The following is a 14,930-nucleotide window of genomic DNA, read 5'->3' as shown; positions in this document are numbered from 1 at the left end:
AGCACTAAAACAGGGTAGAAAGAAGCAAAGCCTTACTTAGCGTGCTCTTCCAGGTAGCTGACAGCCTGACCAACGGTGGCAATGTTTTCAGCCTGATCGTCGGGGATAGACACGTTGAACTCCTTTTCGAACTCCATGATCAGCTCGACGGTGTCCAGGGAATCAGCACCCAGGTCGTTGGTGAAGCTCGCCTCGGGCGTTACTTCCGACGCTTCAACACCAAGCTTATCGATGATAATGGCTTTTACTTTTTCTGCAATTTCAGACATTTCCGTGGGGGTTTAGAGAAAACTCGGCACAAATAACACTAACTTCCCTAACATTGTCAAACCGGCGGCCTGTAATCTTGGCAGTGTAAGATTATGGGGAAGGTGGTTTCTTTGGGCCTGTTGCGTGTGTAATTTTGTTCTTCCTTGTTTTTGGTAGTGCCTTATGAAAACGCTCACCCTGGATGTAGAATACGATTGTGACTTCGACTTGTTCGGCATTGTGTCGTCGAGCCGGGAACACAAGCTGGCCTGGACGCTCAACAGTATCCTGCGCCTGCGGCTGGTGAAGCAACAGGATCTGATTTACGATTTATTTGCCCAGGGCCGCCTGGTTATCAGCAATTACCTGCATGCCACTGAGAACAGCACCCTGCGCCTACTGCGCAACCGCTCGGTAGACCCCTCCCCGCTGAAAAAGCCCTTTCTGGCCCCCGATATCAAGGAGTACGACTACCTGATTCAGGTCAGCAACGGGGCCGGGCCGCTGGCGCCGGAGGAATTGCTGGAGCAGCTTACCCGCCTGCCCGAGGTGCAGTACGCCTGCCAATTCGACCCGAATACGTTAAAATTCAAAGAAAATCTGCTCTTTTGAGCTCGCACACGTTGTGGCGGCTGGTTGAGCCGCACCGCAGGACCTTATTCCGTAGCCCTGATTCCCGTCAGAATAGCATTCTGTGCGGGTTTCGGACCAGCGGGATGAGGTCCTTCGCTTGCCCTGCAACCAGTTCCGCTGTTTAAACCCGAACCATACTACATGGAACAGACCCCTCATTTTAATAAAGTCAAGATCGTGGCCACCGTGGGCCCCGCCTCCAACACCTACGACAAGCTGGGCATGCTCATCCGCGAAGGCGTGGACGTGTTTCGTCTCAACTTCTCGCACGGCTCCCACGAAGACCATCTGTCGGTAATCAACACTGTGCGCCGCCTCAACAAGGATATGCGCACGCACGTGGGGTTGCTGCAGGATTTGCAGGGTCCCAAGATTCGCCTGGGTGAGGTAGAAGGCGGCGGCGTCGAAATCAAGGCCGGCGATAAGATTAAGCTGGTGTGCGGCGAAAAGGAAATCACGACGGCCACCCGCCTGAGCACGATTTACCTGGGCCTGGCCCGCGACGTGAAGCCCGGCGACATGATCCTGATTGACGACGGCAAGATTGAGCTGCGCGTACTGGCCACCGACCGCGACAAGGAGGTAGATGTAGAGGTAATCTACGGCGGCCTGGTGAAGCCCCGCAAGGGCATCAACCTGCCCGACTCCGAAGTATCGGCTCCCTCGATGACGGAGAAGGATATTGAGGATCTGAAATTTGGTCTGGAAAACGATGTGGACTGGATTGCCCTCTCGTTTGCCCGCCGCGCCGATGATATCCGCTTTATCAAGAGCCTGATTGCCGAAAGCGGCAAGACGGCCCGCGTCATTGCCAAAATCGAGACGCCAGAAGGCCTCAAGAACCTCGACGAAATCATTGCCCTGACCGATGCCGTGATGGTAGCCCGTGGCGACCTGGGCGTGGAGGTAAAGATGGAGGAGGTGCCGATGGCCCAGAAAATGATTGTGGAGAAGTGCAACAAGGCCGGCAAACCGGTAATCGTGGCAACCCAGATGATGGAAAGCATGATTACGGCCCCCCGCCCCACTCGCGCCGAAACCAGCGACGTGGCCAACGCCGTTATCGACGGTGCCGATGCCGTAATGCTGTCGGCCGAAACGGCTGTGGGCGCCTACCCGGGCGAAGTAATCCGCTCGATGGTAGCCACTATTCTGAGCGTGGAAACCCGCATGCCGAGCCTGTTCAACCGTTGGCACCCCATCACGCCCGAGTCGCCTTCTTTCATGGTCGACAGCGTGCTGTCGGCGGCTTGCCACCTGGCTAAGAACACCGGCGCCAAGGCTATTACCGGCATGACGCACCGCGGCTACACGGCCTTCCAGATTGCCAAGTACCGGCCCAAGGCTAACATTTTCATCTTCACCGACAACCGCCCCCTGCTTACGACCCTGAGCCTGATCTGGGGTGTGCGCGGCTTCTATTACGACCGGATGCTGAGCACCGACGGCACCGTATCGGACATCAAGTACATCCTGACCACGACCGGCAACCTCAACAAGGGTGACGTGTTCATCAACACCGCTTCGATGCCCATCAACGAGAAGGGCAAGACCAATATGGTGAAGGTAAGCGTGGCGTAACGCCGGTTCCGCTCTACACAAAAAGTCCCGTCAGATGCCTCTGACGGGACTTTTTGTGTAGATAAGCTTTGCTTATGGTAGCTTTTGAACCCGCACGGTGCCGGCCGTGCCGGTAGCGGTTTGCAGCTGGAGCAGATAGATTCCAGCCGGCTTATTGCGCAAGGACACTGGCACGCTGGTTTGCCCAGCAGGCACCGCGGCGCGCCACACCAGCCGGCCTACGGCATCCTGTACCACTACACTGGTACCAGGCTGAGCAGGAGCTGCCAGCTGCAGCTCTACTGCTTCGGTTGCCGGATTGGGGAAAGCCTGAAAGCCTGGAGCCAGTTGCGCTACTCGGGCGAGCAGCAGCGTGACATAGTCGCTGCGGGTGCCGCAGGTAGTGGTAGTACCGCCGCGGGTGCGGGTGTAATACTGCAGAGAGGTGGAATGAGTGAATACGTCCCCCAGACCGAGCACGGGAGAAAAGCTTTGACCTACCGCCAGGGCATCCAGGCCGCGCCAGTACATGCCCGGGGTATTGTTAAAGGGATACATGACCTGATAGCCGATGTTGCGGCCCGAGCCGGCGCAGTTGCCCAGACTCTGGTATACCAGGCCTATACCCACAATAAGGCGAGTATCGTTGCCGGTATTGGAAGCCACCCGGTACTCGCCCGAAAGCATGGGCAGGGCCGAGAAAACAATGCTATACTGTTGGGTCTGACCAGTGCGTAGCGAAACGGCCAGCCGCCCGTTGCTTATGGGTGTGGTGCTGCTGCCAACTGGACTACCGCAGTTTGGCACGCCGTACGTTTGGGTGCGGCTCTGTTCCTGATAAGTATAGATCAGGCTATCGGCGGTTTGTTGACGGGTTTTGATGCGGCGCAGCTTGTAGGTGCGCGAGCAGGGCAAGCCGCCGTAGCTGAACGGCTCATCCACGTAGCCCAATTCATCCCCGGGCTGCATATCGAAAATCTTCAACGGGCTGTAGGCCGATTCCAGCAGTGGCGCTGGCAGGGCAGCCTGCACGTAGTCTTTCGCGGCGCTTGAGCTTGGGGATACCAACTCCGTGGCCGATACGAGCCCGTAGCGCCGGCTCAGGCGCAGCACTTGGCCATTGCTGAGCATAATGACGGCAAGACTGTCCGTTACGGCCGGACTGCCAAAGCTCTGCAGCGAGCGGCTGGTCAGCGTGGCCGTCACCAGGGAGCCCGAGTTGGCCGCCCAGGTGCTGCCTACTGCCGCGCGCGGGCGCAGTAGCAGACTGTAGGCACTCTGGCCGGCAGTAGGATCGGCTGCCACAAAAAGCTGATACTCTGAAGTACCGGGGCGCCACTGCATCCGCATGCCAAACAGGTTGTTACGGCTTTTGTAGAACAAGCCCTGGTCACCGCCGGGAGCCCGCCGCATTATGCGGTTGAAGGCAAAGACCGAGTCACCGCTCAGGGTGGTGTAGGTTGAGTCGACCCGCAACGTGTGGATATCGTTGGTCACACTGGCCGGGCTGGACTGATAGGCGTAGATCAGGCCAGTTCGGAAAGGCTTCCAGCTTTGGGCCTGCCCAACGGTGACTATGCCACAAAGCGCGGCAAGCACTAAAGAGTAGCGTTTTTTCATAAAGGCTCCGTAAAACAGGGAAAACAGTAAAGCAGGATGGCTTTATCCGCCGCCCTACTGACAATAAATACGCTACCGGGTATGCTGCAGCTTCAGATGCTGGTGCCCGCCACGGGCCGCGGGCACTTCTACCAAGTAGAGTCCTGCCGCCAAATCCTGTAAAGACAACTCCACCTCCTGCTGCCCGGCCACCAGGGGCTCAGTGAGCACGCAGCGACCCAGCTTATCGAGCACCCGCACCGAAGCCGCGGCCTGGGCTGGAATGGCTAGCCGCAGTGTGGCCAGCCCGGGGGCAGGGTTCGGATACAGCTCGCCAACGGCCGGCCGTTGGGCAACCTGGCTGGGCAGCAGCGTACCGAAGCTGCTGCGGCTGCCGCAGGTCTGATCCACGCCATTCACGGTACGACGGAAGTAAGTCAACTGCTGTTCCGACTGCCGGGTGATGCCGATGCCTGGGCCCAGGCGCTGCGTCCAGCCCGGCGCGTCAATAGCGGGATACTGAAAGTAATTGCCATTGCCGGACCCGTACAATTCCTGCTGTTGCAACAGCGCTGGAGCACTGCAGCTGCTGCCACCAGTAGAAGTGGTTATGACCGGATAGCCAATTAGCACCCTGGGAAACGAGCCGGGTACTACCCGGTATTCATAGGCTAACAAATCAGCGGCGGCAGGTATGAGCGTACTATTAGAACCCGAACCGCCAGCCCATTTGCCCGTACGGAGCGAAGCCGCCAGCCGTACTACCTGCACCGGCGAGACTGTCGGAATGCCTGTGCCGTTGCAGCCCGGAGCTGAACTATAGGTTATGTAGCTCTGCTGCTGAAAAGTATAAATCAGGCTGTCTGCCGTCAGTTGCCGGGTCAGCACACGGCGCAACGACTGCCCGGTATAGCAGGCAAAGGTGCTGTAGATAAGTGGCTCCCGATAGTAACCCAGTTCATTGCCGGGCTGCAAATCAAGCAAGGCCAGCGGGTTGTAATAGCTCTGCCCCGCTGGCCCCGGCCGCCGGGCCAGGGTCAGGGTTTTAGCATTAGTGACGCCGAACAGCAAATTCAGCGGGGCCGATACTAAGCCGTTGTTCTTGCTCAGCACCACGGTAGCACCCGTGCTGAAGCGGAAAGTAGCCACGGAGTCCGTCACACCGTCGAGCACCTGCATGCCGCGCGAAATGAGCGTGGTCGTCACCCCGTAGTCGGTAAAAAGGCTATTCCAGGTTTCGCCTACCCGTGCAAAGGGCTTGAGCACCAGCGTCTGGTCGAGCGTATTGCCCGTCGTCGGGCCACCGTCCCAGTACAGCGAATAGGTGCGCGTAGCCTGGTCGTAGCGCATGAGCTTGCCCAGCTTATTGTTGCGCGACTTTTGCCACGGCGCGTTACTTGTGTTGGCGCGGCGCATGGTACGGTTGAAATAATACACCGAATCAGTGCCCTGCACGCCTGCCGAGTCCAGGCGCATGGTAAAGACTGTGTCGGCTGAGGCCCCGCGAAAGGCGTGCACGTCTTGGTTGGCACGAAACGGCCGCCATTGCTGGGCCTGAGCCGCTTGTTGCCCCAGACCGACTCCAATTATCAGTAAGCAGTATAAGTTTTTCATCGGCAATAGATTACTACATCAATGCCGGAAAATATAGAATAAAACTGATACCTCAGCTACCGGTTTCCTCAAACAGAAAAGCCCTGGTGCTTGCGCACCAGGGCCTCCATATACAAGAGCAGAAAAGTCAGTGGTGCTTAGGCAGCCAGCGACTTCACGAACTTAGCCAGCTTCGACTTGTTGTTGGCGGCTTTGTTCTTGTGAATGATGTTCTTCTTGGCCAGACGATCCAGCATCGACGACACTTTCTTCAGCAGCTCTTGTGCTTCGGTAGCATCGGTGGTGGCGCGCAGCTTCTTAACAGCGGTGCGGGTCGATTTAGCCTGATAACGGTTCAACACGCGCTTCGCTTCGTTGGAACGGATGCGCTTGAGGGCCGACTTATGATTTGCCATGGGTATGGTAAAATTGACGTTCTGCTCGAATTGGGTTCAATTGGGTTGGCAAAGGTAAGCCTTTGGTTTGAAATAACAAATACCGGATGGGTATTTGCCTCTTTCCCGTCCGGCTTTGCCCGACGCTCATCGTTGTAAAGCCATATTTTTTGGTTGATTACCGAAGTTCGGCCGCACGACCCAGCCAAAATTGGCTATTTGCGCCGGCTCCCTCTTTCTCCGGTTATGAAATTTCTCACCCGCACCATCTGGCTGCTTTCCCTGGTTAGCCTGTTTACCGACCTGGCCAGCGAGATGCTGTACCCGGTGATGCCGCTTTACCTGAAAAGTATTGGGTTTTCGGTTGTCTTCATCGGCGTGCTGGAAGGCCTGGCCGAAGCCGTGGCCGGCCTGAGCAAAGGGTACTTCGGCCAGTGGTCCGACCGGCTCGGGCGACGCCGGCCTTTCGTGCAGTGGGGCTACGGCCTGAGCGCTTTGTCGAAGCCTTTGCTGGCGGTACTGGCCGCGCCCTGGTGGGTGTTCCTGGTGCGGGCCCTGGACCGGCTGGGTAAGGGCCTGCGGACCGGAGCCCGCGACGCGCTGCTGGCCGATGAGGCTCCCACGGGCCAGCGGGCCGCGGTTTTTGGCTTTCACCGCGCCCTGGATACGCTGGGCGCAGTCGTGGGGCCAGCCGCGGCGCTGCTATGGCTGAGTCAGCACCCGGGTCAGTACCGGCTGCTTTTTGTACTGGCCTTTCTGCCCGGCCTGCTGGCGGTTTTGGTTACGCTCTTGGTGCGCGAAAAGCAGCAGGCGCCGTCGGGCCAGCCGGTTCGACCATTCTGGGCTTCGTTTGAATACTGGCAGCGGGCTCCGGTCAGCTACCGGCGAGTGGCGGGGGCCTTGCTTCTGTTTGCCCTGGTCAACAGCTCCGACGCCCTGCTGCTGCTGCTGGCGCGACAGCAGGGCCTCTCCGACCCGGCCGTTATCGGGGTATATATCGTTTACAATTTGGTATATGCCGTGGCGGCCCTACCAGCGGGTTTGCTGGCCGACCGCCTGGGTCCGGGTCGGATATTACCCGTGGGCTTACTGCTGTTTGCCCTGGTCTACGGCGTGGCCACGCAGCTGCACTCGTGGCAGTCTTTCGGTGTTTTGTTTGGCCTCTACGGTCTGTACGCCGCCGCTACCGAGGGCGTAGGCAAAGCCTGGTTGAGCCAGCTGTGTTCCCCCACCGATAAAGGGGCCGCGCTGGGTACTTTCGCAGGTCTGAGCAGCCTGGCAGCACTGGGAGCCAGCACCCTAACCGGCCTCGTATGGCAGCTGCTCGGTGCCTCGGCCGCCTTCGGTCTTTCGGCCGTGGTAGCCACAGCAGTGGCAGGGTATATAGCGTTTGGTCCCCGGCATAGTACGCAGTAGCCCCGCCGCGAAACGACGTCGCGACGGGGCTACGGGTGCAGACGCAAGCGGCTGGTACGCGGGCTCGTTTAGTCTACTTTCTTTTCTATCTCATTGGCCATGGTGTGGTGCGAGCGCAGCATGGGCAGGGTTTTAGTCGCGAAAGACTTTACTGCCGGCGTTTCAGCGCCTTTGCTTTTCACTTCAAACATGGCAATGTCCATCTTGTGGGCTACTTCCATGGCATCCATATAGTCTTCGTCGAAAGCCTTACCCGATTTAGCCATGAGACGGTCGGCCATGGCCTGGTGCACCGGCATCATGGTCTGGGGTAGGGTTACGCCCAGCGGCGAAGCTACCGTTTTGAGCTCCTGCGTGGCCTTAGTATGGTGGTCTACCATCATCTGTCCGAAGCGCTTTACCTCAGCATTCGTCGACTTCTGCGTAGCCATTTGCCCCATCTGGATTTCGAGCAGATTGCTGCTGGCCGCTGTCATCAGAAAAACGGGGTCCTGCATGGTAGCAAAAGTACCCATGAAGGCCGTCATGTCGGCGGCACCAGCCGCGCCACTAGTGCCGGTCATGTCGCTGGTTCCTGCGCTGCCACTACTACCCGCCGTGCCGGAGCCGGCGTTGGAAATCGAGCCGGTACCCATCGGTGTACTCATGGTAGAAGTCGCCGTAGAGCCCGACGTGGTGCCGGCATCCATGCTGGAACTGGTGCCCGTGGAGCTGCCCGACGTGGAGCCCGAACCGGTAGTGGTGTTGCTGCTGCTGCAGGCGGAGGCCAGCGCCAGCACGCCGCCAACCAAAAGGTAAGGAATGGTTTTCATGGGTCTATTATTGGGATGGAAAGATGCTGCTTCTTATACGTAGCCCCTGCCCAATAAGCTACTACTGTTCAGCCTGTTACTTACCTCATCCTTCTTACTTGAGCTGCTAACCGTCTGTAGCCGTGCGGTCAGGGCGCCCCCGAAACCCGGCGCAACTTTCCGCGCCGGGCGGCGGTTTGGCTTGCTGGGCCGCTTTCAATACAACGAATATTGTATGCATGCCTACCAAATTTGTCTGTATCTTTCTCTACCGGCTCACGCCACCGCTTTTATTTAGTCCCCGCTTTATGCCGCTTGTTGCCCACTCCCGTTATCAGCCCCCGTTTTATATGTTCAATGGGCACGTGCAGACCATAGTACCCAGCCTGTGGCGCTCCGTGCCCGACGTGAGGTACGAGCGGGAGCGGGTGGAAACGCCCGACGGTGACTTTCTGGACCTGGACTGGTCGCGCCAACCGGCCGGGGCCGCTACCGACACCCTGGCCATTGTGTCGCACGGCTTGGAAGGCGACGCCGGCCGGCCTTACGTGCGCGGTATGGTGCGGGCACTGAAGCGGGCCGGACTTGATGCGCTGGCCTGGAACTACCGCAGCTGCAGCGGCGAAATGAACCGGCTGGTGCGCTCCTACCATCTCGGCGACACCGACGACCTGGACTTTGTCGTTCGCTACGCCCTGGCTACGGGCCGCTACCGCCGTATCTTCCTGACCGGCTTCAGCGCCGGCGGCAACGTGACGCTGAAATATCTGGGCGAAAATCCGGGCCGGGTGCCCCGGGAGGTGATGCGGGCCGCCGTATTTTCAGTACCTACCGATTTAAAATCCAGCTCCTACCAGATTTCCAAGCCCGAAAACCGGATTTATCTGGCGCGCTTTCTACGGTCGTTGCGGGCCAAAATGCGCCAGAAGGCGGAGTTGCTTCCCGGGCAGATTGACGTGGCAAACCTGGAATTGCTGCGCGACTTTCCGCAGTTCGACGACCGGTTTACGGCCCCTATGCACGGTTTTAAGTCGGCCGACGATTATTATGAGCAATCCAGCTCGGGCCGCTATTTGGCCGCTATTGCCATTCCGACGCTGCTGGTAAATGCCGAAAATGACCCGTTTTTGGCCCCCTCCTGCTTCCCGCGCGAGACGGCGGCGGCTTCGGAATTCGTTTTTCTGGAAACCCCGCCCGAAGGCGGCCACGTGGGCTTTGCCGAAGGCAAACCCGATGGCGAGTATTACTCCGAGCGGCGCGCCGTGGAATTTCTGACGGCGGAAGTTCCGGGGTAATATGCTCTGGTGCTGAATTTGGAGAAATGTGCGAAATGTGTCCTTGAGAGGACGAAGCCATCCGTCTTCTGAAATGTACGAAGCGTGCTTAAACTGAAAAGCCCCTTTCTACGGCGTGTAGGAAGGGGCTTTCTGGTAAAGGGCCGCTTGTCACCAGCAGAGGACGGATGGTCACGGCTGCGCCTCGCCATGACACGGCTTGGGCATTAGCACATCAGCACATTCCCCCACATGCGCACATTAAGAAGTCGTGGGCACGAACACTACTTTTTTGGTTTCGAAAAACTCTTCCTGAAAATAGTCGCTCAGGTTGTGAACGTGGGCGACGAGACCAGATTCTTCGATTTCCTCGGTCAGGTCGCCGCCTTTCAGGTAGTAAAGGCCGGTCGTAGCATCGCCCTGCGACTTATAGCGGTGGGCAATCCAGGGGTGGAAAGTGGCCAGGCGGGCCACGGCGCGGCTGACCACGTAGTCGTACTTGGCACGTACCTGCTCGGCGCGGGTCTGCTCGGCGGTGAGGTTGTGCAAGCCCAGGGCGTGGGCCATTTCCTGCACCGCTCGGATTTTCTTACCGATGCTGTCGACGAGGTGAAACTTCACCTCCGGAAACAGAATAGCCAGTGGCAAGCCCGGCAAACCGCCGCCCGTGCCCACGTCGAGCACCGAGGTACCGGCCGGAAACTGCACCACTTTGGCGATGCCCAAGGAGTGTAGGAAGTGGCGCTCGGCGAGGTTGTCCACGTCGGTGCGGGCTACTAGGTTGAGGCGCTCATTCCAGCTCCGGAACTCGGTTTCGAGCTGGGCAAAGTGGCGTTTTTGTTGGTCGGTGAGGTCGGGGAAGTAGCGGGCCAGAATATCCATTGGGGCAAAGATAGTGAGGCAAGGCGGTAGGGGGAGAAAAGTAGCCTCCTAGAAAAGAGCGTCATGTCGAACAACAAAGTGAGGCATCCCGCGTGGCACCGTTGAGTTAGTAATCAAACGTCAGCACGCGAGATTCTTCGGCAAGCTCGGAATGACGTACTCTTGGTAAAATCAAGCACAAAAAAGCCCCGACTTGCGGCGGGGCTTTTTTGTGCTTAGATGATGTGCTTCTTGTTTTTTACCATGTCATAGAGCAACTCCCGGGCACGGTGCAGCTGGGCTTTCACGGTGCCAAGCGGGGCTTTGAGCTCGGTGGCAATTTCCTCGTAGCTCAGCTCATCGAAGTAGCGCAGGGTCACGAGGCGCTGGTACTTATCGGGCAGCCGCGAGACGACGTGCTGCATGATTTCGATTTTCTGATTTTTGATGGCCGATTCCTGCGGGTTCAGGTTCTGGTCGCGGAAGTCGATGGTAATTTCGTCGCCGTTGTCAATTTTGATGGCTGAATCAATCGACATCGTCTTGATTTTATTCTTGCGAATAAAATCGATGCAGTTGTTGGTGGCAATGCGGAACAACCAGGTACTAAAGGCGTACTCGGGGTTGAACTTGTGCAGGTTACGGAAGGCTTTGGCGAAGGCTTCGATGGTCAAATCCTCGGCGTCGTCGGGGTTGCGCACCATTTTGAGCACCACGTGGTACACCGGCTTCTTGTAGATCTGCATCAGCTCGGCGTAGGCTTTCTCATCGGCCTGCTCCACGGCGGCGCGAATGAGCTTGAAGTCGTGCTTGGCCTTGGCAGAAAACTGCTTTTGGATTTCCTGATTGTTTACTTCCATCGGAGGTTACGGTAGAGGAACAGCGAAATTCCCAGAGCTAGATAGTAAAAAAAATAAACAGCGTCGAGGACGGGCAGCAACGCTACGGGCAGCCGGTCATCGAGCCGTTGGCCGAGCTTTGCATATGAGACACATATGACCGAAGTACGAATACCCCACAAGGCCGTCAAAGGTACCCAATCGGGTCGGGAAAACAGCAGCACCAACGTCGTGAAATAAAAAAGCAGATTAGTGCCAATAAAGTTTCCAATTCGTAGTCTATCGGCGAGCCGGTAGCGCTTGCCGGCCGACAAATGCCGCCGCTTTTGCCGCCACCACACGGGCCAGGTAGAGGCTGGTTCGCTGAGCGTATGCGCCGCTGGCTCGGCCTCGACCACCACCCGCTGCTGCTGCCGCACGGCGTCCTGCACGAACAGATCGTCGTCGCCGCCGAGGCTGCGGATGTGGGAAGCAAAGCCTTTGGTTGCGCGGAAGCACTGCTGCGTGTAAGCCAAGTTTCGGCCTACGCCCATGTAGGGATGTCCCCGCCACGCGAAGGACAGATACTGTGCTCCGGTGAGCAGGGTTTCAAAACGGACGAGTTTATTTAAAAATCCGGGCGCCTCGGCGTAGGCCGAATAGCCCAGAATAACCTCGGCCGGCCGGCTAAAGCCGCGCTGCATCAATCGAACCCACTGATTAGTAGCCGGAATACAATCGGCGTCGGTGAAAAGCAGGCGCGGGTAGCGGGCTACTTTTATTCCGAGCGTCAAGGCATATTTTTTCGGCGACAAGCCCTCCGGCGTCTTGTCTACGGTGACCAGGCGCACGTTGGGGTAGTATTGGGTGAGCTGCTGCACGTACAGGTAAGTGTCGTCGCCGCTGCGGTCGTCGATCAGAATTATTTCGAAGCCGGCCGGGTAATCCTGCTGCAGTAGCAAGGGCAGGAGGCGGCGCAGGTTTTCCAGCTCGTTGTGGGCACAAACCAGAATGGAAACCGGTTCCGCGTCGGCCTGCGCGGCGGTGGGCGCCGCCGTTTCGGGCCGCAGGGCAAAGGGCAGAAAGTAATAGGCCGCGTAGCCTAGCTGCACCAGCACTGAGGCCAGCAGCAGCCAGATGGCCGGAGAAAAAGGCAGGGACAAAGCGGAAAGTGTTGAATCGGGTTGCAAAAGTAGGCATTCGGGATGGGGCGAGTACCTTTGTAGTTCTTTACGACTTTCCCGCCGGCGCTTGAGGTGAATTTCGCAGGATTTCGCAGGGTCGTTCGACAGACCACTGCCAAACCCTGCGCCTGCCACCGCGAAACCCTGCGTGAAACTGACTTCCCAGCATGACCTTCGATTTAGTAGCCCACGACCCCCAATCCAAAGCCCGCGCCGGGGTGGTGCATACGGCCCACGGCGCCATCCAGACGCCCATTTTTATGCCTGTCGGCACGGCCGGCACGGTAAAAGCCGTGCAGCAGCGCGACCTGAAAGACGATATCAAGGCCCAGATTATCCTGGGTAATACTTACCACCTTTATCTGCGGCCGGGCCTCGACGTGCTGCGTGCCGCCGGGGGCTTGCACAAGTTCAACGGCTGGGACCGGCCCATTCTGACCGACTCGGGTGGCTACCAGGTGTACTCGCTCAGCGGCACGCGCAAAATCAAGGAGGAGGGCGTGAAATTCCGCTCCCACATCGACGGCTCCCAGCACTTGTTTTCGCCCGAAGGTGTGATGGACATCCAGCGCACCATTGGGGCCGACATCATGATGGCCTTCGACGAGTGCACGCCTTGGCCCTGCGAGTACGACTACGCCGCCCGCTCCCTGGACATGACCCACCGCTGGCTCAAGCGCTGCATCGAGCGGTTCGACAGCACCGAGGGCCATTACGGCTACGAGCAGACCTTGTTCCCGATTGTGCAGGGCTCGACCTTCAAGGATTTGCGCATCAAGTCGGCCGAGTTTATTGCCGAGCAGGGGCGCGAGGGTAACGCCATTGGCGGTCTGAGCGTGGGCGAACCGGCCGAAATGATGTACGAAATGACCGAGCTGGTCTGCGACATTCTGCCCCAGGACAAGCCCCGCTACCTGATGGGCGTGGGCACGCCGGCCAACATCCTGGAAAACATTGCTTTGGGTGTGGATATGTTCGACTGCGTGATGCCGACCCGCAACGCCCGCAACGGCATGCTGTTTACTACGCAAGGCATCATCAATATCACCAACAAGAAGTGGCAGCTGGACTTCGAGCCCCTGGACCAGGAATTAGGCGGCTACGTGAGTACGTTTTACTCCCGCTCCTACGTTCGGCACTTGTTTCAGAGCCAGGAAATGCTGGGCCCGCAGATTGCCTCGATTCACAACCTGTCGTTCTACCTCTGGCTGGTGCAGCAGGCCCGGGAGCAAATCATTGCCGGCACTTTCCGCGACTGGAAAGACAAGATGGTAAAGCAGGTCATGACCCGGCTGTAAGCATTAGTTGTTAGTTGCTCGTTGTCAGTTGGGAGGAATGAACAACGACAACGACCTAACAACTGACAACGAGCAACTAACAACAAAACTTCTTACGTGAAGCTCCTCGATAAGTACATACTGCTAAAATTCCTGACCTCGTTTTTCTTCGTGGTAGTGGTGCTGGTGAGCGTTATCTGCGTGATTGACTTCACGGAGAAAAACGACGACTTTATCCAGCACAACCTGTCGGCGGGCAAGATTATTTCGGAGTACTACATCAACCTGTTTCCGTACTACGCCAACCTGCTCTCCCCTATTACGGTGTTCATAGCGGTGGTTTTCGTGACGGCCCGGCTGGCAGCGCGTACCGAAATTGTGGCTATTCTGGCCAGTGGGGTGAGTTTTCCAAGGCTGCTGGTGCCCTACTGGATGGGTGCTTTCGTCATTGGCGTCATCACCTTCGGCCTCATCGGCTGGGGCATCCCAATGGCCAACAAAACCCGGGTAGCCTTCGAGAAAAAGTATATCAAAAACCCTTACCGCTACGACGCGCGCAACATCCATATCAAGATCGGGCCCAAGGCCTACGTGTATATGGAGAGCTACGACAACGTGAACAATGTGGGCTACCGGTTTGCGCTGGAAACCATCGACGGAACCACGCTTAAGCGCCGTATGACTGCCGACGCCATTACCTGGGACTCGACGCGCCGGGCCTGGAGGCTCACCCCGCAGCTGGTGCGCACTTTCAACGGCCAGCAGGAAAAGCTCCTCTCGTTGCCTGCCCGCGACACGACGCTGAACTTGTATCCCAAGGACTTTGCCAGCACTTGGCGCCTGTCGGAAACCCTGACCTTGCCCGAGCTCAACGCCTACATTCAGCAGAAGATTGACCGGGGCGCCGACGACACGCAGGTGTACTTAAGCGAGAAATACGAGCGGTACGCCTATCCCTACGCCATTTTCATCCTAACTACCATCGGCGTCATTCTGAGTGCGCGCAAGTCGCGGGCCGGGGTGGGCGGGCAGATTGCGCTGGGCTTTGTGCTGGCCTTCGTCTTTCTGATTTTCGTGATTCTGAGCCGCAACCTGGCCCAGGTTGGCGACATGAACCCCATGCTGGCCGCCTGGGTGCCCAGCATCATCTTCACCGGCATTGGCCTGGCCCTATACCGTTTCGTTCCGCAATAACGGTGAGATGGTGAATGAGTGAATGAGTGGGTTGTTATGCTGGCTGCCCAAACGGTGCCACTAGCGCAAGTCGAACATTCACTTCA

14 protein-coding genes are annotated in these 14,930 nt (G+C 57.9%); 6 read left to right on the top strand and 8 right to left on the bottom strand.

The features are described from left to right. Window positions 1-32: 32 nt before the first annotated feature. A complete protein-coding gene (locus tag MUN80_RS10205) occupies window positions 33-269 on the bottom strand; it encodes an acyl carrier protein (RefSeq protein WP_100334675.1) in 237 nt (78 codons plus the stop codon). A gap of 163 nt (window positions 270-432) precedes the next feature. On the opposite strand from MUN80_RS10205, the gene MUN80_RS10200 reads away from it, so the two are divergent. Beyond that, window positions 433-861 carry an IPExxxVDY family protein gene (locus MUN80_RS10200; RefSeq protein WP_244723210.1) on the top strand — a complete coding sequence of 143 codons (429 nt, stop codon included), beginning with the start codon at window positions 433-435 and terminating at the stop codon, window positions 859-861. A gap of 162 nt (window positions 862-1,023) precedes the next feature. Beyond that, window positions 1,024-2,463 (top strand): pyruvate kinase, encoded by a 1,440-nt coding sequence (gene pyk, locus MUN80_RS10195; protein WP_244723207.1) that lies wholly within the window; start codon window positions 1,024-1,026, stop codon window positions 2,461-2,463. Window positions 2,464-2,535: 72 nt separating this feature from the next. Here pyk and MUN80_RS10190 read toward each other — a convergent pair whose 3' ends face one another. From MUN80_RS10190 to rpsT, 3 genes are all read right to left on the bottom strand, one after another. Next, entirely contained in the window at window positions 2,536-4,062 is a 1,527-nt protein-coding gene (locus tag MUN80_RS10190) for a T9SS type A sorting domain-containing protein (protein WP_244723205.1), read from the bottom strand. 72 nt (window positions 4,063-4,134) lie between these two features. After that, window positions 4,135-5,655, bottom strand: coding sequence for a T9SS type A sorting domain-containing protein (locus MUN80_RS10185; RefSeq protein ID WP_244723202.1), 1,521 nt, complete (start codon window positions 5,653-5,655; stop codon window positions 4,135-4,137). A 137-nt stretch (window positions 5,656-5,792) separates the two neighbouring features. Continuing rightward, a complete protein-coding gene (gene rpsT / locus MUN80_RS10180; RefSeq protein WP_100334670.1) occupies window positions 5,793-6,050 on the bottom strand; it encodes a 30S ribosomal protein S20 in 258 nt (85 codons plus the stop codon). A 225-nt stretch (window positions 6,051-6,275) separates the two neighbouring features. Here rpsT and MUN80_RS10175 point away from each other — a divergent pair, with 225 nt between their 5' ends. Beyond that, entirely contained in the window at window positions 6,276-7,445 is a 1,170-nt protein-coding gene (locus MUN80_RS10175) for an MFS transporter (RefSeq protein ID WP_244723200.1), read from the top strand. A gap of 68 nt (window positions 7,446-7,513) precedes the next feature. On the opposite strand, the gene MUN80_RS10170 is transcribed toward MUN80_RS10175, so the two are convergent. Then, window positions 7,514-8,257, bottom strand: coding sequence for a DUF4142 domain-containing protein (locus tag MUN80_RS10170; protein ID WP_244723197.1), 744 nt, complete (start codon window positions 8,255-8,257; stop codon window positions 7,514-7,516). Window positions 8,258-8,544: 287 nt separating this feature from the next. Here MUN80_RS10170 and MUN80_RS10165 point away from each other — a divergent pair, with 287 nt between their 5' ends. Beyond that, on the top strand, window positions 8,545-9,531 hold the full coding sequence (locus MUN80_RS10165; RefSeq protein WP_244723195.1) for a YheT family hydrolase: 987 nt from the start codon (window positions 8,545-8,547) through the stop codon (window positions 9,529-9,531). 240 nt (window positions 9,532-9,771) lie between these two features. Here the strand turns inward: MUN80_RS10165 and rsmG are convergent, their stop codons facing one another. The 3 genes from rsmG to MUN80_RS10150 form a co-directional block, all read right to left on the bottom strand. Continuing rightward, entirely contained in the window at window positions 9,772-10,392 is a 621-nt protein-coding gene (rsmG, locus tag MUN80_RS10160; RefSeq protein WP_244723192.1) for a 16S rRNA (guanine(527)-N(7))-methyltransferase RsmG, read from the bottom strand. 215 nt (window positions 10,393-10,607) lie between these two features. After that, complete coding sequence (locus MUN80_RS10155) at window positions 10,608-11,231, bottom strand: RNA polymerase sigma factor (protein ID WP_244677689.1); 624 nt, start codon at window positions 11,229-11,231, stop codon at window positions 10,608-10,610. Next, window positions 11,222-12,352 carry a glycosyltransferase gene (locus MUN80_RS10150; RefSeq protein WP_244723189.1) on the bottom strand — a complete coding sequence of 377 codons (1,131 nt, stop codon included), beginning with the start codon at window positions 12,350-12,352 and terminating at the stop codon, window positions 11,222-11,224. Before MUN80_RS10150 ends, MUN80_RS10155 begins: the two co-directional genes overlap by 10 nt. A 188-nt stretch (window positions 12,353-12,540) precedes the next feature. Between MUN80_RS10150 and tgt the strand changes: the two genes are divergently transcribed. Further along, window positions 12,541-13,671: a tRNA guanosine(34) transglycosylase Tgt gene (gene tgt / locus MUN80_RS10145; RefSeq protein ID WP_244723187.1), complete on the top strand. Its 1,131-nt coding sequence runs from the start codon at window positions 12,541-12,543 to the stop codon at window positions 13,669-13,671. Between the two features lie 96 nt (window positions 13,672-13,767). Further along, a complete protein-coding gene (locus MUN80_RS10140; protein ID WP_244723184.1) occupies window positions 13,768-14,844 on the top strand; it encodes an LptF/LptG family permease in 1,077 nt (358 codons plus the stop codon). Window positions 14,845-14,930 lie beyond the last annotated feature (86 nt).

This window comes from Hymenobacter cellulosivorans (genome assembly GCF_022919135.1).
GTDB lineage: Bacteria > Bacteroidota > Bacteroidia > Cytophagales > Hymenobacteraceae > Hymenobacter > Hymenobacter cellulosivorans.
This window is presented reverse-complemented; position numbering and strand designations above follow the sequence as displayed.